The sequence below is a fragment of the Palleronia salina genome (assembly GCF_900141995.1).
GTDB classification, from domain to species: domain Bacteria; phylum Pseudomonadota; class Alphaproteobacteria; order Rhodobacterales; family Rhodobacteraceae; genus Palleronia; species Palleronia salina.
Genome location: NZ_FQZA01000002.1, coordinates 7,501 through 32,471, shown reverse-complemented (window position 1 = coordinate 32,471; position 24,971 = coordinate 7,501). Strand labels below are relative to the sequence as shown.

Here is a 24,971-nt window from a genome sequence, read left to right as displayed (position 1 = left end):
ACCATGCCGGACACGATGCCTTTCGAGACCTTCGTCTCCCCGGCCCGGGGCAGGCCCCAGATCTGGCGGCTCGTGCTCGGGCTGGTCATCTGCGTGCTGGCGATGGTGCTGTGGCTGGCCGCGCTGTTCGGCCTGCTTGTCCTGGTCATCGGCCAACAGGAGGCGCTGGGCCTGCTCGAGGGCATGGCCGAGCCGACGACCCCGCGCGCCACCCTGCTGTTGCTGGCCACCTTCGTCGGCATGGCGTTGGGGCCGATCGTGGCCGTCAAGCTGCTTCACCGGCGCCGCGTGGGCAGCCTGATCGGGCGACGCGGCCGCACGGTTCGGCATTTCCTTGTCGCGCTGGGCACGACGGGGGCGATTTACGGCCTGACCCTGGCCGTCTGGACCGTGCAGTTCGACGGCGAGCCCAACCTCCCCCCCGACCTCTGGCTGACGCTGCTGCCGTTGGCGCTGCTGGGGGTGCTGATACAGACCGGCGCGGAGGAGCTTCTGTTTCGCGGCTACCTGCTGCAACAGCTGGCCGCACGTTTTGCAACGCCGCTGATCTACATGCTGGTGCCGTCGCTGCTGTTCGGAATGCTGCATTTCGATCCCGCCACCATGGGCGCCAATGCCTGGGCGGTCGTGGGGTCGACCGCGTTCTTCGGGCTGATCGCCGCCGACCTGACCGTGGTCACCGGAACCATCGGGGCGGCCTGGGGGCTGCATTTCGCCAACAACGTCGTGGCCCTGCTTCTGATCTCGACCAAGGGGACGATCACCGGGCTCGCGCTGTTCCTGACACCCTATGCCGCCGACGAGGTGACCATCACCGGGCCGCTTCTCATGGCCGACCTGGCCCTGGTCTCGCTGGTCTGGGGCGTGCTGCGCTTCGCGCTCAGGCCCTGATTGCATTCCGCCGGACCGCGCACTAGGTCCAATCGCGATACCAAGACGCAGGACACGCCGCCCGATGAACTGGATCTCGAACTACGTCCGCCCCAAGATCAACTCGCTCTTCTCGCGCCGCGAGGTGCCCGAGAACCTATGGACGAAGTGCGACGAGTGCGGGACCATGCTGTTCCACCGCGAGATCGCCGAGAACCTGAACGTCTGCACCAATTGCGGCCACCACATGCCGTTGACCCCGCGGGCGCGGTTCAGCGCGCTGTTCGACGGCGGCGCCTTCAAGGAGGTGCCGGTCAAGGCGCCCCCGGCCGACCCGCTGCAGTTCCGCGACCAGAAGAAATACCCCGACCGCCTGAAGCAGGCGCAGAAGCAGACCGGCGAGAAAGAGGCGATGCTGGTCGCCGAGGGCGAACTGGGCCGCGTGCCCATCGTCGCGGCCGGACAGGATTTCAGCTTCATGGCCGGATCCATGGGCATGTACGTCGGCAACGCGATCCTGGCGGCCGCGCGCCGCGCGGTCGAGTTGAACTGCCCGTTGATCCTGTTCTCGGCCGCCGGCGGCGCCCGGATGCAGGAAGGCATCCTCAGCCTCATGCAGATGCCCCGCAGCACCGTCGCGGTGGACATGCTGAAAGAGGCAGGCCTGCCCTATATCGTCGTGCTGACCCACCCGACCACCGGTGGCGTGACCGCCAGCTACGCCATGCTGGGCGACATCCAGATCGCCGAGCCTGGCGCGCTGATCTGCTTCGCCGGTCCCCGGGTGATCGAACAGACCATCCGCGAGAAGTTGCCCGAGGGCTTCCAGCGGGCCGAGTACCTGCTGGACCACGGCATGCTCGACCGGGTGACCGACCGGCGCGAGCTGCGCGAGGAACTCATCACCATTCTGCGGATGATCCGTGGCATGCCCGCCGCGACCCAAGGCGACCTGCCGCCCCCGGGCGACCTGCCCGAGGCCCTGCCCGAACCGGCGCGGCCCGAAACCGCGAAGTCCTGACACCCATGGACCGCGACCCTTCGGCCCGGTGCGCCGGATGACGGCGGGTTCGGACGCCATCCTCGACCGGCTGATGGCGCTGCATCCCAAGGTGATCGACCTGAGCTTGGACCGGATGTACCGGCTGCTGGCGGAGCTGGGCCACCCCGAGCGGTCGCTGCCCCCGGTCGTCCATATCGCCGGGACCAACGGCAAGGGCTCGACCCTGGCGATGATCCGGGCGGGGCTGGAGTCGGCGGGCCACCGGGTGCACGCCTACACCTCTCCCCACCTGGCGCGCTTTCACGAACGGATCCGCCTGAACGGCGCGCTGATCTCCGAGCCCGACCTCGCGGCGCTTCTGGACGAGGTCGAGGCGGCGAACGGCGGCGCACCCATCACCTTCTTCGAGGTCACGACCGCCGCCGCGCTGCTGGCCTTCGCACGGACGCCGGCGGAGTACACCCTGCTCGAGGTCGGTCTGGGCGGGCGGCTCGACGCCACCAACGTGATCGACACCCCCGCACTCACCGTCATCACGCCGGTGGACCTGGACCACCAGTCCTTCCTCGGCGACACGCTGGCCGAGATCGCGGGCGAGAAGGCGGGCATCCTCAAGCGCGGTGTGCCGGGGGTGATCGGCCGCCAGGCGGACACGGCGCTCGAGGTGATCGAGGCGCGCGCCGCGCGGCTGGGCGCGCCGCTGCAGATCCACGGGCAGCACTGGCACGTGGCGCCCGAGAGGGACGGGCTGGTGTTCCAGGACGAAACCGGCCTGCTCGACCTGCCACGGCCTGCGCTGACCGGGCCACATCAGCTGGAAAACGCGGGCATCGCCATCGCCGCGCTGCGCGCGCTGGGCCTGACGGAACCCGCCTGCGCCGCCGCCATGACCGACGCGACCTGGCCCGCCCGGATGCAGCGGCTGCGGCACGGTCCGCTGGTCGACGCGGCGCCGGGGGCCGAGATCCTGCTGGACGGTGGCCACAACCCGGCGGCGGGCGCGGCCATCGCCGCCACCCTCGCCGCGCTGCCCCCGCGCGGAACGCACCTGGTCTGCGGGATGCTCAACACCAAGGATATCACGGGTTACCTGCGTCCGCTCGCGCGGCACGCGGACAGCCTGACCGCGGTGTCGATACCCGGCGAGGCGAACACGCTGCCCGCCGACCGCACGGCCGAGGTCGCGCGCGGCGTGGGCCTGGCGGCTACCACGGCCGACAGCGTCCTGGACGCGGTCCGCGCCATCGCGGCGCAGGACGCGCACGCCCGCATCCTGGTCTGCGGCTCGCTCTACCTCGCCGGCCGGGTCCTGCGCGAGAACGGCTGAGCGCGTTCGGCAGGTCGCCGCGCGGTCCCGCCGCAGGACGTGCGCTTCAAATCACTGGTCTCCAAATACTCATCCGAAGCGATCAGGCCGCGCTGCCCACTGGCCCTGGCGCGACCGGCTCAGGTGCCCCAGTCGGCGCTCTGCATCTCGCGCAGGCGGGACGCCGTGCGCTCGAACTCGAAGGATCCGGCGCCCTCGATATACAGGTTTTCCGGCGTGTCGGCCGCCGACAGGATCAGCCGCGTGCGCGCTTCGTAAAGCGCGTCGATCAGCGTCACGAAGCGTCGCGCCTCGTTGTAGTTCTCGGACCCCAGGCGCGGGACGTCGTCCAGCATCAGAACCCGGACACGCTCGGCGATGGCCAGGTAGTCCGCCGCGCCCAGCGGCTTGCCGCAGAGGTCCCAGAACCGCGCGCGGCCGACCCCGGCGGAGTAGGCGGGCACGGTGACGGCGTGGCCCGAGACCGTCAGCTCCAACGGTTCGCCCGGCCCGTCGGCGAGCCGGTCCCACAGCGCGTCCATGGCGGCACGCGCCTCGGCATCGGCGGGGGTGAAATACAGGTCCGACCCGGCGATGCGATCCTGCCGCCAGTCGCGGGGCGAAGCGAGCTCGACCACCGCCATGCGGTCCTTGATGAGGTCGATGAAGGGCAGGAACAGCTGGCGGTTCAGACCGTCCTTGTAGAGATCGTCGGGAATGCGGTTCGACGTGGCGACCACGGTCACGCCGCCGTCGAACAGCCGCTGGAACAGGCGTCCGACGATCATCGCGTCGGTGATGTCGCCGATCTGCATCTCGTCGAAACACAGCAGCCGCAGGCCGTCGGCGATGTCGTCCGCCACCGGGGCCAGGGCGTCGTCGACCCCGCGCTTGCGGGCGGCGGTGATGCCCTTGTGGACCTCCTGCATGAAGGCGTGGAAATGCACGCGGCGTTTTCCCTCGACCTCCACATGGGCGAAGAACAGGTCCATCAGCATGGACTTGCCGCGTCCAACCCCGCCCCAAAGGTAGAGCCCCTTCACCGCCTCGGGCTGTTTGCGTGAAAACCAGCCGCGCCGCGCCGGCTGCGAGTCCAGCGCCCGGGCGATGCGGGTGAACTCGGGCAGGACGCCGCGCTGCGCCGGGTCGTCCTGGACCTCGTCCCGCGCGACGGCGGCGTCGTAGATCGACTCGAAATCCTGGGCCATCAGCCGGCGCATCCCACGCAGCGGGTCGCGCAAGGGTCGAGGTCCAGCCGCTTCAGCGGGATCGGATCGCCGCATTCGTCGCACCAGCCGAATTCGCCCTCGTCCAGCCGGGTCAGCGCGGCTTGGATGGCGCGGGTGCGGGTGGCGCGCCGCGCCTCGGTTCCGGCGGCCATGGCCTGGTTCTGCAGCGCGTCCATGCGGCTGAGCCGTCCGACGCTCTGCTGGTCCAGCGTCACGGGCGCGCGGTCGGCACGGGTGCTGTCCGACGCGGCGGCGATCTGCGCCAGCTCGTCCTGCAGGGCTGGCGCGTATCGCGCGCGCATCAGGTCTGGGTCGTGATCATCCATGCCCCTTGCATAACGCCTGTGCCGGGGCAGGGAAAACGCGATAATTCGCGCCGCCGCATGGCACGCATCACCGATTGCGTTTTGACAGCCTCGCCGCCTGCGGCCAATGCTGCGCCATGCAAACCACGCGCGCGCGCCTCGTCACGCCGGTCCTGGTCGCCGGTTGCCTGATCCTGATGGTCAGCTTCGCCATCCGGGCGAGCTTCGGCGTGTTCCAGATCCCCGTGGCCGAGGAGTTCGGTTGGGCCCGGGCCGAGTTTTCCATGGCCATCGCCATCCAGAACCTCGCCTGGGGCATCGGCCAGCCGATCTTCGGCGCCATCGCCGAACGGATCGGCGACCGCAAGGCCATCATCCTGGGCGCGCTGACCTACGCAGCCGGGCTGGTGCTGAGCAGTTTCGCCGTCACCCCCGGCGCGCATCAATTGCTCGAGGTGCTCGTGGGCTTCGGCATCGCCGGCACGGGCTTCGGCGTGATCCTCGCGGTCGTCGGGCGGGCATCGTCGAACGAGACGCGCGCCATGTCGCTGGCGATCGCGACGGCTGCGGGCAGCGCGGGGCAAGTCTTCGGCGCGCCGGTGGCCGAGTGGCTGCTGGGCTTCTTCCCGTGGCAGACCGTCTTCGTGATCTTCGCGGCGGCCGTCCTGGCCAGCCTCGCGGTCCTGCCGATGATGCGCGCCCCCGCGCCGGTGTCGAAGGTCGAGCTCGAGGAATCGCTGGGCGCGGTGCTGCGCCGGGCCGCGCGCGATCCGTCCTACGTCATGCTGTTCGTGGGATTCTTCTCGTGCGGCTACCAGCTGGCCTTCGTCACCGCGCATTTCCCCGCGATGGTCACCGAGATGAGCGCGTCGATCGATACCGCGGGGTTCCTTGCGGGGCTCGGCATCGTGGACACCGCTGCGCTGGGCGCGGTGGCGATCTCGCTCATTGGCCTCGCCAATATCGGCGGGACGCTGGCGGCGGGCTGGCTGGGCAACCGGTTCCCGCGCAAGTACCTGCTGGCGGGGATCTACACGGGCCGGACCGTGGCGGCGGCGCTGTTCATCAGTTTCCCGATCACGCCCGGCACGGTGCTGGCCTTCGCCTTCGTCATGGGCGCGCTGTGGCTGGCCACGGTGCCGCTGACGGCGGGTCTGGTCGCGCACCTGTTCGGGTTGCGCTACATGGGCACGCTGTACGGCGTGGTGTTCCTGTCGCACCAGCTGGGCAGCTTTTTCGGCGTCTGGCTGGGCGGGTGGCTGTACGACGTGACGGGCAACTACACCTTCGTTTGGTGGCTGGGCGTGGCGGTCGGCGCCTTCTCGGCCATCATCCACCTGCCCATCAACGAGGACCGCGCGCCGCCGCCCCTACCGGCCCAGTAGCCGGGCGGCCCCCAGCCCCGCGGCACGGCCCGTCGCCATGCAGGCGGTCAGCAGCCAGCCACCGGTGGGCGCCTCCCAATCAAGCATCTCGCCGCAGGCGAAGGTTCCGGGCAACGCCTTCAGTTGCAGATGACGGTCCAGCCCGTCCCACGCGACGCCCCCCGCGCTTGAAATCGCCTCGTCCAGCGGGCGCAGACCGTCGTGGCGGATCGGCAGCCGCTTGATGAGCGGGGCGACGTCGTCGGGCAGGGGCTGTCCGAACTCCATCAGCAGCGCCGCGCGCGCAGGATCCAGCCCCAGCCCCTTGCGCAGCCGGTTCGGCAGCGATCCCTTGGCCCCGCGCAGGCGCCTGGTGATCTTTCCCGCGTCCCAGTCCGGCATCAGGTCCACTTGCAGCGCGGCGCCCTCGCGCACCGCGCGGCTGACGGCGTAGATCCCGCCGCCTTCGAGCCCGCGTTTCGAGACCACGTATTCGCCACGGTGCACGGCGTCGCCCGCGTGCAGCGCGGTGCCCTTCACGGGCTGGCCCAGCACGCGATCCATGTGCTCGGACCACTCCACGCGCAGGCCCACATTGGCGGGCGCGAAGTCGTTGATCGTCACGCCCGCCGCGCGCAGCCACGGAACCCATGCGCCGTCCGATCCCAGCCGCCGCCACGACGCCCCGCCCAGAGCCAGCACGCAGACCTCGGGATGCAGCACGCAGGCGCCATCGGGCGTGTCGAACGCGAAGCCGCCATCGGACAGACCGGTCCAGCGCCAGCGCGTGCGCATCTCGGCCCCCTGGTCCGACAGCCGCCGCAGCCAGGCGCGCAGAAGCGGCGAGGCCTTCATCGCCCTGGGAAAGACCCGGCCAGTCGAGCCGGTGAAAAGCTCGATCCCCAGATCCTCGGCCCAGCCGGCCAGCTCGACCGGGCCCCAGTCCTCCAGCATGGCGGGGATCGGTCCGGCGCCGGGGCCGTAGACCGCGGCCGGATCCTCGTCCGAGAACTTGGTCAGGTTCAGGCCGGACTTGCCCGCCATCAGGAACTTGCGGCCCAGCGACGGCATGGCGTCGACCACCAGCGGCGCGTGGCCCGCATCGGCCAGTTGCTCGGCCGCCATCAACCCCGCGGGGCCGCCCCCGATGATCAACGCGCGTGTCTCCATGTCCGCGCTCCTGCCACAGGCCGCGGGGTCGTTCCAGCGCAAGGTGCGGCACGGCAGGTCGGGCTGTGCGCATGGCATGGCTTGGCGGCGGCCATCCGGGGCACTAGATCGGGCGGACAGACAGAAAGGTGCGCCATGACCCCCATCGTGTCCGTCAAGGACGTGCAGAAAACCTATGACGGCGGGTTCGAGGCGCTGAAGGGCGTGTCGCTCGACATCCGCGACGGCGAGGTCCTGGCCCTGCTGGGCCCGAACGGCGCGGGGAAGACGACGCTGATCTCGATCATCTGCGGTATCGCCACGGCCACGTCGGGCCAGGTGAAGGTCGGCGGTCACGACACGGTCGATGACTACCGGGCCGCGCGCAGCCTGATCGGCCTTGTCCCGCAGGAGATCAACCTCGAGCCGTTCGAGACGGTGATGAACACCGTCACCTTCTCGCGCGGGCTGTTCGGCAAGCCGCGCGACGACGCCCACATGGAACGGATCCTGCGGCAGTTGAGCCTGTGGGACAAGAAGGACGCCCAGACCAAGGAATTGTCCGGCGGCATGAAGCGCCGCGTGCTGATCGCCAAGGCGCTGGCGCACGAGCCCAAGGTTCTGTTCCTGGACGAGCCCACGGCGGGCGTCGATGTCGAGCTGCGCCGCGACATGTGGGAGACGATGAAGGACCTGAAATCCCACGGCGTCACCATCATCCTGACCACCCACTACATCGAGGAGGCCGAGCTGATGGCCGACCGCATCGGCATCATCGCCAAGGGCGAGATCAAGCTCGTCCGCGAGAAAGAGGCGCTGATGGCCGAGCTGGGCAAGAAGCAACTGGTGGTCGAGCTGTCCGAGCGGGCGAACGGCATCCCCGAGAGCCTGGGGAAATACGACCTGACCCTGTCGGATGGCGGGTCCGAGATCGTCTATCACTACGACAGCCGCAAGGATCGCACGGGCATCACGCGCTTGCTGAACGACCTCCAGGCCGCCGGCCTGCAGATGAGCGACGTGCGCACCGAGCAATCCAGCCTCGAAGACATCTTCGTGGACCTGACCAAGGGGGACGCGCGATGAACCTGATCGCCATCAAGGCCATCTACATCTTCGAGATGAAGCGCACCTTCCGCACATTGCTGCAATCGGTGGTGGCGCCGGTGATGTCCACGTCCCTGTATTTCGTGGTGTTCGGCGCCGCCATCGGCAGCCGCATCGACCAGGTCGAGGGCGTCAGCTACGGCGCGTTCATCGTGCCGGGGCTGATCATGCTGACGGTGTTGACCCAATCCGTCACCAACGCGGCCTTCGGGATCTACTTTCCCAAGTTCATCGGCACGATCTACGAGCTTCTGTCGGCGCCCGCGTCCTTCCTCGAGATCACGGCCGGCTACGTTCTGGCGGCGGCGACCAAGTCGCTGGCGATCGGGCTGATCATCCTCGGGACGGCCTTCTTCTTCGTCGATCTGCAAATCCAGCACCCGGTCTGGATGCTGGCGTTCCTGGTGCTCACCTGCCTGTCGTTCAGCCTGCTGGGCTTCATCATCGGCATCTGGGCGGGCAATTTCGAACAGTTGCAGTTGGTGCCGCTGTTGGTATTGCAACCGCTGATTTTCCTGGGCGGTGCCTTCTACTCGGTCTCGATGCTGCCCGAGCTGTGGCAGACTGTCACCTACTTCAACCCGGTGGTCTACCTGGTGTCGGGCTTCCGCTGGTCTTTCTACGGTTTGGCGGACGTGCCCATCGGCTGGTCACTGCTGGCGATCCTGGGGTTCACGGCGGCCTGCATCTTCATCATCGGGCTGATCTTCCGGACGGGCTGGCGCCTGCGCGACTGACGTCGCGCGGGGCGGGCTTGGCCTCGGACGCGGTGACGCCTACATCAGGCGGATGAAACGCTTCATCCCCTTTCTCAATTCCGACCCACTGGTGGCCGTTGTGCGCCTGCAGGGCGTCATCGCGGCGGGCGGCGCGGGTGCGCGGCTCAACGATGCGGGGCTCTCCAGCCTGATCGAGCGCGCGTTCCGGCGCGGCAAGCCCAAGGCCGTGGCGCTGGTGCTGAATTCGCCCGGCGGCAGCCCGGTGCAATCCTCGCTCATCGCCGCGCGCATCCGGCGGCTGGCCGACGAGAAAGGCGTGCCGGTCGTGGCCTTCGTCGAGGACGTGGCCGCCTCGGGCGGCTACTGGCTGGCCACGGCGGCGGACGAAATCTTCGTCGACCGCAATTCCATCGTCGGGTCCATCGGCGTGATCTCGGCCAGTTTCGGCCTTTCGGAGTTCATCGCCCGCAACGGGATCGAGCGGCGGGTCTATACCTCGGGCAAGTCGAAAAGCATGCTGGACCCGTTCAAGCCCGAGAACCCCGATGACGTGGCGCGGCTGAAGGACCTGCAGAACCAGATCCACGAATCGTTCATCGCCCACGTGAAGGACCGGCGCGGTGCCAAGCTGCCCGCAGACGACCGCCTGTTCACCGGCGAGATCTGGGTCGGCGAGCGTGCCTGCGAGATGGGCCTTGCGGACGGCATCGGTCACCTCGCGCCGGTGATGAAGGAACGGTTCGGGCAGAAGACGCGCTTCGTCGAATACAAGCAGCGCCGCCCGTTCCTCAGCCGCTTCGGCGCCGCGCTGATGCGTGCGGGAACGGACGCCGTCGAGGACAAGCTTGCCTTCGCCCGGTTCGGGCTCTGATCGCATGATCAAGATCGTCTCGCTGTTCCTCATCGGCATGCTGGTTCTCGCCATGTTCGGAAGGCTGCGCTTTCCGGGGCAGAAGCGGCTGCAATCCATGAAATGCGACCGCTGCGGCCGGTATCGCCTGGGCAAGGGCCCTTGCGCCTGCGGAAAGGGCTGAGCGCATGGTTTTCGTCTGGGCCATCGTCGGACTGGCGATCCTTCTGCTTGCGGGCGACGCGCTGGTGCGCGGTGCCGTGAACCTCGCGCTGCGGCTGGGCATCCCCGCCCTGATCGTCAGCCTGACCGTGGTCGCCTTCGGCACGTCGGCGCCCGAGCTTCTGATCTCGGTCGGTGCGGTGCTGGACGGGGTGCCGGGCATCGCACTGGGCAATGTCGTGGGATCGAACACCGCCAACATCCTGCTTGTGTTGGGCGTGCCCGCGCTGATCTCGGGCATCTCGATGAAGGATTGCGAGACGCGCAAGAGCTTCGTCATCATGCTGGGCGGGACGCTCCTGTTCATCGGGTTGTGCTTCGCCGGGCCGTTGACCTGGTGGCACGGGCTGGTCCTTCTGGCCTCGTTGACGCTGGTGCTGGGCGACCAGCTGCGTGAGGGGCTGGCGTCGCGCAACGATGCGCGCAAAGAGCCCGTCGAGGATCTGGTCGAGGATCTCGAAGGTGCCGATCCCGCGCTTTCCGGCTGGAAAATCGCCGCCTACCTGGTGGTCGGACTGGTCGGCCTGCCGCTGGGCGCGCAGATCCTGATCGGATCGGCAACCGAGATCGCCAAGATGTTCGGCCTGTCGGACGCGGTGATCGGGCTGACGCTGGTCGCCATCGGGACGTCCCTGCCGGAATTGGCGACGACGGTAATCGCGGCCATACGGCGACAGGCCGACGTGGCGCTGGGCAACGTCATCGGGTCGAACCTGTTCAACCTGCTGGCCATCATGGGCATCACCGCGATCGTCGGGCCGATCCCGGTCGGTCGCGAATTCCTCGCTCTGGACCTGTGGGTGATGCTGGGCGCGTCCGTGCTGCTTATCCCGTTCGTCTTCCGCCGCTGGTACATGGGGCGGATCTGGGGCGTTATCTTCTGCGCGGCTTACGGCGTCTATCTCGCGCGGCTGGTGATGACGTGAACCGCGCCCTGGTGACGGGCAACGCGCCCGCGCTGGTGCGGGCGACGGCCGAGGCGTGCGGGCTTCCCTGCCGCGTCGCCGACGGTCCGGACCCGCTGGACCGGGCGCGGGCCGCGCTTGGCGGCTGGCCGGACCTGTTGATCTGCGTGACGGGACCGACGACCGACGACCGGCTGGACGATGACGACGGGCTGGATGACGCCGTTCTCCGGGTGCCGCGGGACCTTGCCGCCCTGACGCGCGACTTCGCGCGCCACGTGCCCACGGCGGGCAGCGATGCGGATGGGCCGCGGCCCATGGGCCAGATCATCCACGTCATCGACCAGCCGCCCAACTCGGCCACCCCGGACCAGGCCAGCCTGGCGATGGCGGCCGCATCGCTGGTGGCGATGGTTCGCATCGGCGCCCAGCAGCTTGCCCCCAGGGTGCGCGTCAACGCCATCGTTCCGGCGGATCACCCGGCGCGGGTGCGCGACGGGGATGCGCATGCAGGTCTGGTGACGGCCGACATTCGCCTGCCGCGCGCGCCCGGAGCGCTGGCGCCAAGCCTGCGTTTCCTGATCGACACGCCGTCGATCACGGGGCAGGTGCTCCAGCTTCGCTCCGGAGCGCGTCATCCAGGTTGACGTAGCGTTATCCCCTTCGTCACCTTTCTTTCACAATCTTCTTTCTCCTCAACGAGATAAGACTGGTATACAATATAAATTTAGCAATTTCAGATACTTGCAATGCTGCCTGATTTTTGAGCGAAGCTTGGAACGCCCCTGTAGCAAAGGCTTTTTTCGGAATTTCGCCGGTTTGCCCCCAAGGTTATCCACAGAATTTGGGGACGTCTTTCCCCTTGTTGCCCCGATGCATATTTTGCAGCCCAGCACCAGAATCGCGAGATCCCGATGACCGACGACAGCCCGCTGACCGGCCACGCGCTGATCCAGTCCTACCTGCGGACGCTGGACAACTCGCCCGGCGTCTACCGGATGCTGGATGAGCGGCAGGCGGTTCTCTATGTCGGCAAGGCGCGCAACCTGAAGAAGCGCGTGGCGAATTACGCCAACCCCAGCGGCCACAGCCCGCGCATCGCCCGCATGATCCGCGAGACGCGGTCGATGATGTTCCTCTCGACCCGGACCGAGACCGAGGCCCTGCTGCTCGAGCAGAACCTGATCAAGCAGCTCAAGCCCAAGTTCAACGTGCTGCTGCGCGACGACAAGTCGTTCCCGAACATCCTCGTCTCGGGCCACGACTATCCGCAGATCCGCAAGCATCGCGGCGCCAAGCGCGACAAGGGCAGCTATTACGGCCCCTTCGCCAGCGCCGGCGCGGTGAACCGGACGCTCACCCAGCTCCAGCGCGTGTTCCTGCTGCGCAACTGCACCGACACCATGTTCGAAAGCCGCACCCGGCCCTGCCTTCTGTACCAGATCAAGCGGTGCAGCGGCCCCTGCGTCGGCAAGATCAGCGCCCAGGACTACGCGGCCTCGGTCGCCGATGCCGAGGACTTCCTGCAGGGCAAGACAACCCGCGTGCAGGCCCAGCTGGCCGGCGAGATGGAGAAGGCGTCCGAGGCCATGGAGTTCGAGCGCGCCGCCGCCCTGCGCGACCGCATCCGCGCGCTGACGCATGTGCAGGGCGGGCAGGGCATCAACCCGCAGGGCGTGGCCGAGGCCGATGTCATCGCGCTCCACATGGAAGGGGGGCAGGCCTGCGTGCAGGTCTTCTTCATCCGGGCCAACCAGAACTGGGGCAACCGCGACTTCTATCCCCGCACCGGGGCGGGCGCCGACGCGGCCGAGGTGCTTCAGGCCTTCATCGGGCAGTTCTACGACACCAAGGACCCGCCGCGCCTGCTGCTTCTGTCGGACGAGATCGAGGACAGCGACCTGATGGCGGGCGCCCTGACCGAGAAGCTGGGCCGCAAGGTCCGGATCGAGGTGCCCCAACGGGGCGAGAAGAAGGACCTGGTCGCTGGCGCCCTGCGCAACGCCCGCGAAAGCCTGGGGCGCAAGATGAGCGAGACGGCCACCCAGGCCAAGCTGCTCGACGGGCTGGCCGAGGCCTTCGATCTCGAGACCCGGCCCGAGCGGATCGAGGTCTACGACAACTCCCATATCCAGGGGACCAATGCCGTGGGCGCGATGATCGTGGCGGGACCCGAGGGGTTCCTGAAGAACCAGTACCGCAAGTTCAACATCCGGGGCGACGACCTGACCCCCGGCGACGATTTCGGCATGATGAAAGAGGTGCTGACCCGCCGCTTCAAGCGCCTGCTGAAGGATGATCCGGACCGCGAGAAGGGGCTGTGGCCGGACCTGCTGCTGATCGACGGGGGCGCGGGGCAGGTCAGCGCCGTGCGCCAGATCATGGAGGAACACGGGGTCGAGGACGTGGCCATGGTGGGTGTGGCCAAGGGGCTGGATCGCGACGCCGGCAAGGAGGAGTTCCACCGCACGGGCAAGCAACCCTTCGCACTGCGCCACAATGACCCGGTGCTGTATTTCGTGCAGCGTCTGCGGGACGAGGCGCACCGCTTCGCCATCGGCACCCACCGCGCGCGGCGGGCCAAGTCGGTCAGCGCCACGCCGCTGGACGACGTGCCCGGCGTCGGCGCCACCCGCAAGCGCGCACTGCTGACCCATTTCGGGTCGGCCAAGGCCGTCAGCCGCGCCGACTTGAAGGACCTGAAGGCCGTGGACGGCATCAGCGCCTCGCTCGCCGAGAAGATCTACGATCATTTTCATGAAAGGGGGTGAGCGGCGGTTCGGCGTAGCCGATGATCGCTCCAGTGGAGCGATCAAGCCGCGAACGGGCGGAGCCCCAACACCCATCAGTTTGGCCCAAGCCGCGAACGGGCGGAGCCCCGACGGTGCCGCGCCCAGGCCGAGCTTCGTCCATTCACCAAAAGTCCGGCCCCAGTTGATACGCCACCGCCTCCTTCATCTTTCCCCAAATACCTCCGGGGAGCGCGAGGGGCGGCGCCCCTCGCCTGACCCCTTTCCACCCAGGGCGCGCACGTCTATCAATCGCCCATGAAATGGACCCTTCCGAACATCCTCACTGTCCTGCGGCTGCTGGCCGCGCCCGGCGTGGCGGTCATGTTCCTGTATTTCACGCGGCCCTGGGCGGATTGGTTCGCCCTGGTGCTGTTCCTCGGCGCGGCCATCACCGACTGGTTCGACGGCTATCTCGCGCGCAGCTGGCAACAGGAAAGCCGCTTCGGCGCCATGCTCGACCCCATCGCCGACAAGGCGATGGTGGTGATCGCGCTGCTGGTGATCGTTGGCTATTCCTCGATGTCGCCCTGGCTGGTGCTGCCCGCGACCTTCATCGTCTTCCGCGAGGTCTTCGTCAGCGGGCTGCGCGAATTCCTGGGCGCCGACGCCAAGCGGCTACAGGTCACGAAACTGGCCAAGTGGAAGACCACGGCGCAGATGGTGGCGATCGCGGTGCTGTTTTCGCGCGACATCTTCCTGCACCACATGATCGACCGCTCCATCGGCATGGACGACGCGACGCTGTCCGGCATCCTCGACGGCGCCATCGCCGACGAGGTCGGGCTGCTCTGGCTGGCCCAGGCGCGCGACGCGGCCGGGTATGTCGGCCTCGCGCTGCTGTGGGTCGCGGCGGCGTTGACGCTGATCACCGGGTGGGATTATTTCCGCAAGGCCCTGCCGTTCCTGAAGGAGCCCGCATGACCCTGGACGTTCTCTATTTCGCCTGGCTGCGCGAACGTATCGGCCTCCCGCGTGAGCGGGTCGAGACCGACGCCGCCACCGTGGCCGACCTGGTGGCCGAACTGACCGCGCGCGAGGATCGCTACGCGGTGGCGTTCCAGGATCTGAAGGCGTTGCGGGTCGCCGTGGACCAGGAGCTGACCGATTTCGACGCCCCGTTGGGCACGGCGCGCGAGGTCGCGTTCTTCCCGCCGATGACCGGCGGCTGAGCCATGGATATCCGCGTGCAGGCCGAGCCCTTCGATGCGGGCGCCGAGCTGAACCGCTTCGCCGCCCGCCGGGGCGACAGCGGCGCGGTGGTGACGTTCTCGGGCCTGGTGCGCGACGACGGCGGCCTGCACCACATGGAGATCGAGCATTATCCCGGGATGACCGCCAAGGCCCTGACCGAGATCGCCGAGCGGGCACAGGCCCGCTGGGACCTGCGCGACGTGCTGGTCATTCACCGCCACGGCAAGCTGCGCCCCGGCGAACAGATCATGATGGTCGCCACCGCCAGCGCCCACCGCGCCGCCGCCTTCGCCGCGGCGGATTTCCTGATGGACTACCTGAAATCCCGCGCGCCTTTCTGGAAGAAGGAAGTCACCGGGGACGGCGCCGAATGGGTCGCCGCCAAGGACACCGACGAGGCGGCGCTGGACCGCTGGTAGCCGCGCCGCTGCCCGTGTCGCGCGGCGCCTATGGAGTGTCCTGGAAGTATTTGAAGACCAGTGATGCGGCAGGCGTCGCCCATGGCATCACTGGTCCTGAAATACTCGACGCTCCGCATCGCAACGTGAACGCACGTCCGATCGGGAGCGCCATTCCGGACAGCGTCCGGCATGACGACATCATGCGTTTCGGCAAGACCCCGGTGCGGATCGGGGCAGGTCAGGCCTGCTGGTTCATCCGCTCGATATGGGCGCGGAGTTCCTCGGCCTCGGTGCGGGCATCGCGCAGGCCGTCCATGGCGGCGCGCAGCTCGGCCTCGGTCTGGTGCAGCTGGTTCGTCATCTCGGCCTCGCGCTCCTGCAGGTAGGCGATGGCCTGGTCGCGGGCCTGTTCGGCGTCGTGCATCGCCCGCGCCATGTTGTCGAGCTCGCCCAGGTCGGCCTGGCTGACGCGGGTCAGGCGGTGCACCAGCCAGTTGGCGAACCAGCCCAGCGCGAAGGCCACGAACAGGATGATGGCCGTGACCACGATGAATTCGGTGCGGCTCATGCGATAGGGCTCATTCCGGCGGGGCCTCGTCCTCGGCACTGTCTGACGCGCTTTCTTCGCCATCCAGCAGCCGGAATTCAAGACGCCGGTTGGCCTCGCGGCCCTCGGCGGTGGAATTGTCGGCGATCGGGTTCTCTTCGCCATAGCCGCGCGCGACCAGGTCCGACGTCAGCACCCGCCGCGCCATCAGCCCGGCCAGCAGCGCCTCGGCGCGTTGCTGGCTGAGTTGCTGGTTCATTTCCTCGCGGCCCTGGCTGTCGGTGAAGCCGCCGACTTCCATGGGCACGCCTTCGCATTGCTTCACGACCTCGGCGATGGCGTCCACGCTGGCGCGTGATTCGGCGTCGATGATGGCCGAGCCGGGGTCGAAGGTGATCTGCCGCTCGGTCAGGATCGCGTTGATCTGTTCGACGCATTCCTCGGGCGAGGGCAGGGCCGCGGTGGGGTCGGCGCGCTCGTCGTAGGACACGTCGATGCTGAAGCTGCCGCTTTCGCCCATCCGGCCCGCCAGGATGCGGGCGATTTCATCGTCCGCGTCACGGGTGCCGGTGGTGCCCGAGATATCCACCTGGGATTCGTCCACCATCACCGCGCCGTTGGTCAGCATCGACAGGCTGTCCAGCGCGACCAGCAGCCGCGGCGACCAGCCCTGGGGCACCTGCGGCAGAACCTCGAGATCGCTGTCGATCTGTTCGACCCCGAAGAGCGACCGGGCATAGGCCAGCGTCGCTTCGCGGGCCCGCTCGGACCCCACGCGGCCGCGCATCTGGACCAGCCCCTCGGGGCTGCGGGTCACGACGAATTGCGCGGGTCCGGCTTCGGGCTCGACGGCGCTGTCGTCGGGCAGGGTCGCGGTCAGGGTGAAGGCGTCGGGCAGGTCGGCGCGCAGGTCCGAGACGGCCGTCTCGAACACGGCGGGCTCTTGGCCTTGCGCGGCTTCGAGCCGCACTTGCAGGTCGGAAATGGTCAGCTGCCCGCCATCCAGCGCGCCGAGCGTGCGGATGGCGCGGGCCCCGACGCGCGCCCAGTCGGGGCTGGGCAGCCCCAGCGCCAGGCGGCAGTCATCGCCCGCGGGCACGCCGGCCTCCTGCGCGGCTGACAGGATCCGCGCGGCGCCCTGCTCGGTCGCGGCGGTGCAGGCGTTGAAGCGCATCCCCTCGCCATCCTTCACTAGCCGCAGGATGAACGGCGCGACCACGGGGCGCGGGGCCTGGATGTCGAGCGTCACGTCGAGCCCCTCGGGCGCGGCACGGTCGAGATCCCGTTCCAGACGGTCGCGGGCGGCGGCGCTGTCGGCGAGTGTGGTCAGGCTGACGGAGGCCTCGCCGATCGAGACCTTGGCCGAGGTCAGGCCTTCGAGCGACTCGATCCCGTAATCCACCGCGTCCGACCAGGTGGGCGGCGCGGGGAAGGAGGCGACCTCAAGCAAGTCCGTGATGCGCGTCTCGAAGGCAGCGCGGGCGACCCTTTCGATCAGCGCCTGGCGGTCCATGTCCTGCGGCACGAGGCCGATCAGCGTGATCTCGTCGGGCTGGCGCAGGATCTCGATCGAGAAGGTCGGCGCCTCGACCGTGTCGCGCTTCTCGACGGCCATGAGATCGTCCACCCGGGCGGCGTCGACGATGTTGCCCGCGACGCTCAATGCGCGGAAGCGCGCGGCTTCGTCCGGGGCGGTGCCGGCCAGTTTCAGGCGCAGGCCGTCGGCTTCGACCGTGGTCCAGTCAAGCCCGGCCTGGGACAGCGCGCGCTGGGTGCCCAGCACGGATTGCTGCTCGATCTGTTCGACCGCGACCGTGGCGGCGAAGACCGCCGCGCCGCCGGCCACCCCGAAGGTCAGGATCAGTGGAAGGAACGACCGTTTTCCCATGAGGGATCCCCTGGTTCAGACAACGCCTTGGCTTACCGCCCCGGCGCCCGGGCCGCAATCAGAGCGCGACGGCACCGGCAAGAAACGGCAGAACCAGAAGACCCGCGTCCCGGTTCGACCGGAACAGCCGCAGGCAGATACCGCCGTCGCCGGGGTCGAGCCGCGACAACTGCCACGCCATGTGCCAGGCGAAGGCCCAGGGGGCGCCCAGCCCGACGACCAGCGCCAGGATGTTCCCGCCCGGCGCCAGCGCGCCGATAACCGCCAGGGCCATCAGCAGCGTCGCGGCGACCATGAAGCCGCGCAGCCACGGGCGCGGTGTTTCCCCGAAGAGCCGCGCGGTGGATTTCACCCCGATCAGCGCGTCATCCTCGACATCCTGGAAGGCGTAGATCGTGTCGTAGAACAGCGTCCACGCGATCCCGGCGACATACAGAGCCACGGCGGGCCAGCCCAGCGACCCGGTATGCGCCGTGTAGGCCAGAAGCGCGCCCCAGTTGAAGGCGAGGCCAAGGAACACCTGCGGCCACCAGGTGAACCGCTTGGCGAACGGGTAGACGCAGACCGGCAGCAGCGACAGCACGCCCAGCCCGATGGCCGCCCAGTTGAAGGTCAGCAGGATGCCGAACGAGACCAGCGATTGCACGACCATCCATGCCAGCGCCGCGCGCACGCTGACCTGTCCCGACGGGATCGGGCGAGACCGGGTGCGCGCGACCTTGTCGTCGATGTTGCGATCGGTGATGTCGTTCCAGGTGCAGCCCGCGCCGCGCATCAGGAAGGCACCGATGGCACATCCCAGCGCGATCCATGCATCGTGCAGGGTGAAGGTTCCGGTCTGCCCCGCCCCCAGCAGCAGCCCCCACCAGCACGGCAGCAGCAGCAGCCACGTGCCGATGGGCCGGTCCGCGCGGCTGAGCCGCAGGAAGGGACGGGTGGGCGCGGGGGCCAGCCGGTCGACCCAGTTGCCCTTGACGGCATCGGCCACCTGCCCTTGTGTCTGGGATGTTTCGCTCATCGCGTGAAAGTCGCCCATGGCATCGAAAATTCGCCTTCATGTAGCCCAGCCACCGCAGGAGGGGCAAACCCTTCGCCTGTCGCCCGAGCAGTCACACTACCTGTTCGGCGTGATGCGCAAGGGCACGGGCGAGGTGGTCGAGGTCTTCGATGGCCGCTCGGGCGGCTGGGATGCCGAGGTGGTGGAGGCCGGCAAGATGAAGGGCGCGTTGCGGGTGTTGGCGCAGGTGCGCCCCCAGCGCGACCCGCCCGACCTGTGGCTGCTGTTCGCGCCCATCAAGCGGGCGCGCACCGACTTCATCGTCGAGAAGGCGGCCGAGATGGGGGCCGCGCGGATCTGCCCGGTGCAGACCGATTTCACCAATTCCGAGCGCATCCGCCGCGACCGCTTGCAGGCCCATGCGGTCGAGGCGGCCGAGCAATGCGGCGGCACCTTCGTACCCGAGGTGGCCGAGATCGAGAAGCTGGGCGCGCTGCTGGATCACTGGCCCGAGGACCGGCGGCTGATGTTCTGCGACGAAGGGCTGGCCGGCGCGGGCGCGACGCTGCCCCGCGACGCCGGGCCGTGGGCGGTGCTCATCGGCCCAGAGGGCGGGTTTTCCGAGGCTGAGCGGTCGCGCCTGGCCGCTTTGCCGCAGGCCCATGCCGTCAGCCTCGGGCCCCGGATCCTGCGCGCCGACACCGCGGCCGTCGCCGCACTGACCCTGTGGCAGACGACGCTGGGGGACTGGGCGTGAGTTTCCTGCGGCCCGAGGCGCTGGCCGCGATCCTGCGCTGGCGCGAGGCGGCCATCGGGCTGGGTGCCGCCGCGCTGGGCGCATGGTGGATCTGGACCGAGCCGGGGGTGCTGCGCTGGGTCGGCGTGGCCTTCGTGCTGGGCGGCCTCGCCATCGCGCGCGAGGGGTGGAGCCGGGCCCTGCGGCCCGCCACCGGTGCCGGGCCGGGCGTGGTCGACCTGACCGAGCGGCAACTGACATACCTTTCGGGCCATGGCGGCGGCGCCGTCAGCCTCGACCACCTGCTGCAAGTCGAGATCGAGGCGCGGCGCGATGGGCCCTACCAGTCGGACGTCTTCTGGATCGTCACGCCCGAGGGGGGCGAGGCACTGCACATCCCCGGCGACGCGCGGGGGGCCGACAAGATGTTCGACGCGCTGGCCGTGTTGCCCGGGGCCGACCACCCCACCGCGATCCGCGCGGCAGGCGGCGGCACGACCGGCCGCTTCGTCCTCTGGCGCAAACCCGGTGCGGACAAACCGCGCCTGCTGCATTGACTTCGCAAACGCACCGGCCCACTTCCCACCCCACCTGAACCGCGGAGCGTCCATCCATGTCCATTCCCCAGTCCGGCGGCGGCCCGATCGAACACCACGATCAGCTGGCGCAATACATGGCCGACGGGTGCAAGCCCAAGGAAGACTGGCGGATCGGGACCGAGCACGAGAAGTTCGGCTACTGCAAGGATACGCTGAAGCCGCTGCCCTATGACGGCGAGCGGTCGATCAACGCCGTGCTGTCGGGCCTGCGCGACCGGTTCGGCTGGGCGCCCGTGGAAGAGGGCGGCAAGCTGATCGGGCTGGAAAAGGACGGCGCCAACGTGTCGCTCGAGCCGGGCGGGCAGCTGGAACTGTCGGGCGCGCCGCTGGAGACGATCCACGGCACCTGCGACGAGGTGAACGACCACCTGGCGCAGGTGAAGTCCGTCGCGGACGAGATCGGCGTGGGCTTCATCGGCCTTGGCGCCGCGCCGCACTGGACCCACGACGACATGCCGCTGATGCCCAAGGGCCGCTACAAGCTGATGGACGGCTACATGCGCAAGGTCGGGGCGCTGGGGCTTCAGATGATGCGGCGGACCTGCACCGTTCAGGTGAACCTCGATTTCAGCTCCGAGGCCGACATGGTGCAGAAGATGCGCGTGGCCGTGGCGTTGCAGCCGGTGGCCACCGCGCTTTTCGCCAATTCGCCGTTCGTCGAGGGCAAGCCCAACGGGCACAAGTCCTGGCGATCGCGCATCTGGCGCGACCTTGATCCCGACCGCACCGGGATGATCCCCTTCATCTTCGAAGACGGTTTCGGGTTCGAGGCGTGGGTGCAGTACGCGCTCGATGTGCCGATGTATTTCGTCTATCGCGACGGCAAGTATATCGACGCGCTGGGCCAGTCCTTCCGCGATTTTCTGAAGGGCGAGCTGCCCGCGCTGCCGGGCGAGAAGCCGAAGCTGTCGGACTGGGCCGACCACCTGACCACGCTGTTCCCCGAGGCGCGCGTGAAGCGCTTCATCGAGATGCGCGGCGCCGATGGCGGGCCGTGGCGGCGCCTCTGCGCGCTGCCTGCCTTCTGGGTCGGGCTGACCTACGACCAGGGCGCGCTCGACGCCGCCTGGGATCTCTGCAAGGGCTGGACCGCCGAGCAGCGCGAGGCGTTGCGCGTGGCGGCGTCGAAGGACGGGTTGCAGGCCCGGGTCGACGGCATCGACATGCACGAGGTCGCACGCGAATGCATCGACATCGCCACCGCCGGCCTGCAGGCCCGGGCCCGGCCCGGTGCGGGCGGCCTGATCCCCGACGAGACCCACTTCCTGAACGCGCTGCGTGAAAGCGTGGCTTCGGGCCAGGTGCCCGCGGATGAGCTGTTGCAGCTATACGAAGGCGAATGGGGCGGTGACGTGACCCGGGTGTTCGCGACGCACTCCTACTAGGTTCCGCGCGGCGGAATGTCGCGGAATTTCGCCGATGGCGCTTGCCGCGGTTGGACGGTGGGATACCTTGCACCCCGTGCGGAGTATGAACATGCTTTGGAGTATCCCATGAAGAAACTGCTTATTATCCTGCCGACCATCGGCCTTCTGGCCGGCTGCGTGCAGAATCAGGGCGCGCTGACCGGCGCGGCCGTTGGCGCGGCCACTGGCGCGGCGGTGTCGGGCAGCGATGATCGCGCCGCGGGCGCGCTGATCGGCGGGGCCGTCGGCGCGGCGGCCGGCAATTACATCGGCCAGACCCAGTCGGGCCAGTGCGTCTATCAGTATCCCAGCGGCCAGCGCTACACCGCGCCCTGCAACTGATCGAACACCCTGTCGCCTCCGTCCATCCCGGGCGGGGGCGATCACTCTGGCCGAACCCTTTCGACGAAGCGGCGCACCTTGTCCGCCGGCATCTCGCACGGGTTCAGCACCATCTTCCCCGATGACAGGTCGTACAGGTTCAGGCTGATGTAGTCTGTTCCGCCCCGCTCCCACGCCTCGAGCTTGTGGCTCCGGCCTTCGGCGAAGCGGATTTTCGCGACCACGTAGCGGCGGCCGTCGTAGATGGCATCGAAGCTACCGTCCGGCAGCGCGTCGAATGCCGCGCGGAAGCGGTCGGTCATTTGTTTCCGATCCGCGGCTCCTGCCCGGCCAGAAGGCGCGAGATGTTGGCGCGGTGCCGCAGGAAGATCAGCACCGCCATCGCCGCCATGACCACCACCAGGGCCGGCATCCCGAAGATCGCCGCATAGACCGGAGACAGCGCGGCGGCGACCAGCGCGGCCAGCGACGAGATGCGGAAGATCGCGGCGATGGCGATCCACGTGGCGCAGACCGCGAGACCGATCGGCCAGGCCAGCGCCAGGGTGGTGCCGAGGAAGGTCGCCACCCCTTTGCCGCCCTTGAATCCCAGGTAAAGTGGGTAGCAATGGCCCAGGAACGCAGCGGCCCCGGCCACGAGGGCGGCATCGGGTCCCAGCGTCAGCCGCGCCACGATCACCGCGAAGGCGCCCTTGCCCACGTCGCAGATCAGCGTCAGCAGCGCGGCCGGCTTGTTGCCGGTTCGCAGGACGTTGGTCGCACCGATATTGCCCGACCCGATCTGGCGCAGATCGCCCAGCCCCATGGCGCGGACGATGACCAGCCCGAAGGGAACCGACCCCAGAAGGTAGGACATGATCGCGGTGAGGATCAGCATGGCGGGCCCCTTCGGTTCATCCGCGACATCCTGACCACAAGCCCGCGGCCCCGTCGAGCCGGGACGTCACCGGGACCGCACGAAAAAGGGCGCACCCGAAGGTGCGCCCCACATTCGCCCCGAGGGGCAAGCGCGATTACATGTCTTCGGGCGGCAGCACGACGCTATCGATCACGTGGATCACGCCGTTGCTGGCCTCGATGTCGGTATCGACGACATTGGCGCCCTCGTAGGTCACGCCACCGCCGGTGCTGACCGACGCCTCGGCGCCGTTGACGGTTTCGACTTCCATGTCACCGGAAATGTCGCCCGCCATCACGGCTTGCGGCAGGACGTGGTAGGTCAGGATCGCGGCCAGCTGCTCCTGGTTTTCCTCCATCAGCAGTTCGTCGAGCGTGCCCTCGGGCAGCGCGGCGAAGGCTTCGTCGGTCGGCGCGAAGACGGTGAACGGGCCTTCGCCCGACAGCGTCTCGGCAAGGCCGGCGGCCTCGATCGCGGCGACGAGGGTGCTGAAGCCCTCGGTGTTCTGCGCGGTCTCGACGATGTTCATGGAGTGCTCGCCGGCATAGGCTGCGGGGGCAGCGATCGCGGCGGCGGCGGTCATCGAAAGCAGAGTTCTACGAAACATTTAAAGTCCTCCAGACTAGTGAGTGGACGGTGTGCGTCCTTGGCATAGGAGATGGAGGCCGGAGGATGTTTGTTAAGGCGCGCATTCTCGCCGATGCGACGGGCGCACGCGTTGACGTGATCGACGGCGCCGCTAAGCCGCCGGCGGATTTCGCGTCAAGTCACGCTTATTTGTGTGCGATTTATCGGGGAGGCCGGAGTGCGGGCTTGGCAGTCCCGCCGTCGGGGTGCTTGCTTCACTGGAAATCTGCTAACACGCGTTATCTGATCAGGCGAGCACAGCCACGCGCCAACCGACGATGAAGGAGAATTCGCCATGGCCCGACGCTGGACGAACGATTTGACGCGGTCCGATGCGACCCCGCGCTCCGTCTACATGAACCGCCGTCAACTGATGGCCGGTCTGGGCGGCGCATCGCTGTTGGGTGTTGCCGGTCGTGCCCACGCCCAGGAAGAGCTCGAGCCGAATTCGCTGGAAGAGATCACGTCCTACAACAATTTCTACGAGTTCGGGACATCCAAGACCGACCCGAAGAAATACGCCGACCAGCTGACCACCGAGCCGTGGAGCATCGAGGTCGACGGCTTGGTGGACAATCCCGGCCGGTTCTCGATGGAGGACATCCTCAGCCAGTTCGACATCGAGGAGCGCATCTACCGCATGCGCTGCGTCGAGGCGTGGTCGATGGTGATCCCCTGGAACGGGTTCGAGCTGGCCGACCTGCTGTCCGTCGCGGGCGTTCAGGACGAGGCGAAGTTCGTCGCCTTCCAGACCCTCATGCGCCCCGAGGAAATGCCCGGTCAGCAATATCCCATCCTGGAATGGCCCTATGTCGAAGGGCTGCGCATGGACGAGGCCATGCACCCGCTGACCATCATGGCGACCGGCATCTACGGCGAGCCGATGCCCAACCAGAACGGCGCCCCCATCCGGCTGGTCGTGCCTTGGAAATACGGCTTCAAGGGGATCAAGTCGATCGTGCGGATCACCGCGCTGGCCGAACAGCCGCCCACGACCTGGGCGCTGGCCGCGCCGGGGGTCTACGGCTTCTACGCCAACGTGAATCCCAACGTGGACCACCCGAACTGGAGCCAGGCGACCGAGCGCCGCGTGGGCGGTGGGCTGTTCTCCAAGCGACGCGACACGCTGATGTTCAACGGCTACGAGGACGAGGTCGCGTCGCTCTACGAAGGCATGGACCTGACAGCGACCGAGAACATCTGACGTGGATTTCCGCGCAGCCACACCGTCGACCCGTCGCATGGCTGCCGCGCCATGACCTTTTCACAGCGGGCGAATGTCGGACTGCGAAAGGTGCCGTCCTGGCTGGTCTACCTTGTCGGTGGCGCCATTCCCTTCTGGTATCTCTACCTTGCAGCAACGGGCGGCATGGGGGTCGAACCCATCAACGCGCTGGAACGCGAGCTGGGCGAACTGGCGATCCTGACATTGGTGATCGTGCTAGCCGTCACGCCCTTCCGGCGCCTGACCGGCATCTCGCTGGTCATGCACCGCCGGGCGCTGGGCCTTCTGTCGTT

Annotated in this window: 29 protein-coding genes (1 of these 29 running past the window's edge); 20 read left to right on the top strand and 9 right to left on the bottom strand. The window is 68.3% G+C overall.

Annotation, left to right across the window (positions count from 1 at the left end; all coding sequences use genetic code 11):
• Nucleotides 1–15: 15 nt before the first annotated feature.
• From BUB76_RS03025 to BUB76_RS03015, 3 genes are all read left to right on the top strand, one after another.
• Nucleotides 16–891: a CPBP family intramembrane glutamic endopeptidase gene (locus BUB76_RS03025; protein WP_175550257.1), complete on the top strand. Its 876-nt coding sequence runs from the start codon at nt 16–18 to the stop codon at nt 889–891.
• A gap of 64 nt (nt 892–955) precedes the next feature.
• Complete coding sequence (gene accD, locus BUB76_RS03020) at nt 956–1,891, top strand: acetyl-CoA carboxylase, carboxyltransferase subunit beta (RefSeq protein WP_073126615.1); 936 nt, start codon at nt 956–958, stop codon at nt 1,889–1,891.
• A gap of 37 nt (nt 1,892–1,928) precedes the next feature.
• Nucleotides 1,929–3,200: a bifunctional folylpolyglutamate synthase/dihydrofolate synthase gene (locus BUB76_RS03015; protein WP_073126613.1), complete on the top strand. Its 1,272-nt coding sequence runs from the start codon at nt 1,929–1,931 to the stop codon at nt 3,198–3,200.
• A gap of 119 nt (nt 3,201–3,319) precedes the next feature.
• Here the strand turns inward: BUB76_RS03015 and zapE are convergent, their stop codons facing one another.
• Nucleotides 3,320–4,387: a cell division protein ZapE gene (zapE, locus tag BUB76_RS03010; protein ID WP_073127496.1), complete on the bottom strand. Its 1,068-nt coding sequence runs from the start codon at nt 4,385–4,387 to the stop codon at nt 3,320–3,322.
• Nucleotides 4,387–4,734: a TraR/DksA family transcriptional regulator gene (locus tag BUB76_RS03005; RefSeq protein ID WP_073126610.1), complete on the bottom strand. Its 348-nt coding sequence runs from the start codon at nt 4,732–4,734 to the stop codon at nt 4,387–4,389. Before BUB76_RS03005 ends, zapE begins: the two co-directional genes overlap by 1 nt.
• Nucleotides 4,735–4,850: 116 nt before the next feature.
• Between BUB76_RS03005 and BUB76_RS03000 the strand changes: the two genes are divergently transcribed.
• Nucleotides 4,851–6,098: an MFS transporter gene (locus tag BUB76_RS03000; RefSeq protein WP_073126608.1), complete on the top strand. Its 1,248-nt coding sequence runs from the start codon at nt 4,851–4,853 to the stop codon at nt 6,096–6,098.
• On the opposite strand, the gene BUB76_RS02995 is transcribed toward BUB76_RS03000, so the two are convergent.
• Complete coding sequence (locus tag BUB76_RS02995) at nt 6,084–7,247, bottom strand: TIGR03862 family flavoprotein (RefSeq protein WP_073126606.1); 1,164 nt, start codon at nt 7,245–7,247, stop codon at nt 6,084–6,086. The genes BUB76_RS03000 and BUB76_RS02995 overlap by 15 nt on opposite strands.
• Nucleotides 7,248–7,382: 135 nt before the next feature.
• Between BUB76_RS02995 and BUB76_RS02990 the strand changes: the two genes are divergently transcribed.
• The 10 genes from BUB76_RS02990 to BUB76_RS02950 all read left to right on the top strand — a co-directional run bounded on the left by BUB76_RS02990 (nt 7,383) and on the right by BUB76_RS02950 (nt 15,431).
• The gene (locus BUB76_RS02990) at nt 7,383–8,312 is read left to right on the top strand and encodes an ABC transporter ATP-binding protein (protein ID WP_073126604.1); all 930 of its coding nucleotides are present in this window, start codon (nt 7,383–7,385) and stop codon (nt 8,310–8,312) included.
• Nucleotides 8,309–9,070, top strand: a complete 762-nt coding sequence (locus tag BUB76_RS02985) for an ABC transporter permease (protein WP_073126602.1) — start codon at nt 8,309–8,311, stop codon at nt 9,068–9,070. Before BUB76_RS02990 ends, BUB76_RS02985 begins: the two co-directional genes overlap by 4 nt.
• A 52-nt stretch (nt 9,071–9,122) precedes the next feature.
• On the top strand, nt 9,123–9,923 hold the full coding sequence (locus BUB76_RS02980) for a S49 family peptidase (protein ID WP_073126599.1): 801 nt from the start codon (nt 9,123–9,125) through the stop codon (nt 9,921–9,923).
• 4 nt (nt 9,924–9,927) lie between these two features.
• A complete protein-coding gene (locus BUB76_RS17865) occupies nt 9,928–10,086 on the top strand; it encodes a hypothetical protein (RefSeq protein ID WP_175481676.1) in 159 nt (52 codons plus the stop codon).
• Between the two features lie 4 nt (nt 10,087–10,090).
• Nucleotides 10,091–11,050: a calcium/sodium antiporter gene (locus BUB76_RS02975; RefSeq protein WP_073126597.1), complete on the top strand. Its 960-nt coding sequence runs from the start codon at nt 10,091–10,093 to the stop codon at nt 11,048–11,050.
• On the top strand, nt 11,047–11,676 hold the full coding sequence (locus BUB76_RS02970) for a Rossmann-fold NAD(P)-binding domain-containing protein (RefSeq protein ID WP_073126594.1): 630 nt from the start codon (nt 11,047–11,049) through the stop codon (nt 11,674–11,676). Before BUB76_RS02975 ends, BUB76_RS02970 begins: the two co-directional genes overlap by 4 nt.
• 267 nt (nt 11,677–11,943) lie before the next feature.
• Nucleotides 11,944–13,800, top strand: a complete 1,857-nt coding sequence (gene uvrC / locus BUB76_RS02965) for an excinuclease ABC subunit UvrC (RefSeq protein ID WP_073126592.1) — start codon at nt 11,944–11,946, stop codon at nt 13,798–13,800.
• 276 nt (nt 13,801–14,076) lie between these two features.
• Nucleotides 14,077–14,742 carry a CDP-diacylglycerol--glycerol-3-phosphate 3-phosphatidyltransferase gene (pgsA, locus tag BUB76_RS02960; protein WP_073126589.1) on the top strand — a complete coding sequence of 222 codons (666 nt, stop codon included), beginning with the start codon at nt 14,077–14,079 and terminating at the stop codon, nt 14,740–14,742.
• Between the two features lie 2 nt (nt 14,743–14,744).
• A complete protein-coding gene (gene moaD / locus BUB76_RS02955; protein WP_073127494.1) occupies nt 14,745–14,990 on the top strand; it encodes a molybdopterin converting factor subunit 1 in 246 nt (81 codons plus the stop codon).
• Nucleotides 14,991–14,993: 3 nt separating this feature from the next.
• Nucleotides 14,994–15,431: a molybdenum cofactor biosynthesis protein MoaE gene (locus BUB76_RS02950; RefSeq protein WP_073126587.1), complete on the top strand. Its 438-nt coding sequence runs from the start codon at nt 14,994–14,996 to the stop codon at nt 15,429–15,431.
• 220 nt (nt 15,432–15,651) lie between these two features.
• On the opposite strand, the gene BUB76_RS02945 is transcribed toward BUB76_RS02950, so the two are convergent.
• From BUB76_RS02945 to ubiA, 3 genes are read right to left on the bottom strand one after another with little or no spacing between them, the layout of a single operon-like run.
• Nucleotides 15,652–15,981, bottom strand: coding sequence for a hypothetical protein (locus BUB76_RS02945; RefSeq protein ID WP_073126584.1), 330 nt, complete (start codon nt 15,979–15,981; stop codon nt 15,652–15,654).
• Nucleotides 15,982–15,991: 10 nt separating this feature from the next.
• The gene (locus BUB76_RS02940; RefSeq protein ID WP_073126582.1) at nt 15,992–17,848 is read right to left on the bottom strand and encodes an OmpA family protein; all 1,857 of its coding nucleotides are present in this window, start codon (nt 17,846–17,848) and stop codon (nt 15,992–15,994) included.
• A 58-nt stretch (nt 17,849–17,906) separates the two neighbouring features.
• The gene (gene ubiA, locus BUB76_RS02935; protein WP_073127491.1) at nt 17,907–18,866 is read right to left on the bottom strand and encodes a 4-hydroxybenzoate octaprenyltransferase; all 960 of its coding nucleotides are present in this window, start codon (nt 18,864–18,866) and stop codon (nt 17,907–17,909) included.
• A gap of 16 nt (nt 18,867–18,882) precedes the next feature.
• Here ubiA and BUB76_RS02930 point away from each other — a divergent pair, with 16 nt between their 5' ends.
• The 4 genes from BUB76_RS02930 to BUB76_RS02915 all read left to right on the top strand — a co-directional run bounded on the left by BUB76_RS02930 (nt 18,883) and on the right by BUB76_RS02915 (nt 21,928).
• Nucleotides 18,883–19,602, top strand: coding sequence for a 16S rRNA (uracil(1498)-N(3))-methyltransferase (locus BUB76_RS02930; protein ID WP_073126581.1), 720 nt, complete (start codon nt 18,883–18,885; stop codon nt 19,600–19,602).
• Complete coding sequence (locus tag BUB76_RS02925; protein ID WP_073126579.1) at nt 19,599–20,138, top strand: hypothetical protein; 540 nt, start codon at nt 19,599–19,601, stop codon at nt 20,136–20,138. Before BUB76_RS02930 ends, BUB76_RS02925 begins: the two co-directional genes overlap by 4 nt.
• Before the next feature lie 56 nt (nt 20,139–20,194).
• A complete protein-coding gene (locus BUB76_RS02920; RefSeq protein ID WP_073126577.1) occupies nt 20,195–21,565 on the top strand; it encodes a glutamate--cysteine ligase in 1,371 nt (456 codons plus the stop codon).
• A gap of 108 nt (nt 21,566–21,673) precedes the next feature.
• The gene (locus tag BUB76_RS02915; protein ID WP_073126575.1) at nt 21,674–21,928 is read left to right on the top strand and encodes a YMGG-like glycine zipper-containing protein; all 255 of its coding nucleotides are present in this window, start codon (nt 21,674–21,676) and stop codon (nt 21,926–21,928) included.
• A 41-nt stretch (nt 21,929–21,969) separates the two neighbouring features.
• Here the strand turns inward: BUB76_RS02915 and BUB76_RS02910 are convergent, their stop codons facing one another.
• The 3 genes from BUB76_RS02910 to BUB76_RS02900 form a co-directional block, all read right to left on the bottom strand.
• Nucleotides 21,970–22,230, bottom strand: a complete 261-nt coding sequence (locus BUB76_RS02910; RefSeq protein ID WP_073126572.1) for a hypothetical protein — start codon at nt 22,228–22,230, stop codon at nt 21,970–21,972.
• Entirely contained in the window at nt 22,227–22,805 is a 579-nt protein-coding gene (gene plsY / locus BUB76_RS02905) for a glycerol-3-phosphate 1-O-acyltransferase PlsY (protein WP_073126570.1), read from the bottom strand. The genes BUB76_RS02910 and plsY overlap by 4 nt, the downstream gene beginning before the upstream one ends.
• Nucleotides 22,806–22,941: 136 nt before the next feature.
• Complete coding sequence (locus tag BUB76_RS02900) at nt 22,942–23,433, bottom strand: fasciclin domain-containing protein (protein WP_073126568.1); 492 nt, start codon at nt 23,431–23,433, stop codon at nt 22,942–22,944.
• Nucleotides 23,434–23,748: 315 nt separating this feature from the next.
• Here BUB76_RS02900 and msrP point away from each other — a divergent pair, with 315 nt between their 5' ends.
• Nucleotides 23,749–24,657 carry a protein-methionine-sulfoxide reductase catalytic subunit MsrP gene (msrP, locus tag BUB76_RS02895; RefSeq protein ID WP_073126567.1) on the top strand — a complete coding sequence of 303 codons (909 nt, stop codon included), beginning with the start codon at nt 23,749–23,751 and terminating at the stop codon, nt 24,655–24,657.
• Nucleotides 24,658–24,747: 90 nt separating this feature from the next.
• A protein-coding gene (gene msrQ / locus BUB76_RS02890) for a protein-methionine-sulfoxide reductase heme-binding subunit MsrQ (RefSeq protein ID WP_308417656.1) crosses the window boundary here: on the top strand, nt 24,748–24,971 show its 5' end (the start). It continues 355 nt past the right edge of the window; only the first 224 of its 579 coding nucleotides appear in the window; the start codon lies at nt 24,748–24,750; the stop codon falls past the right edge of the window.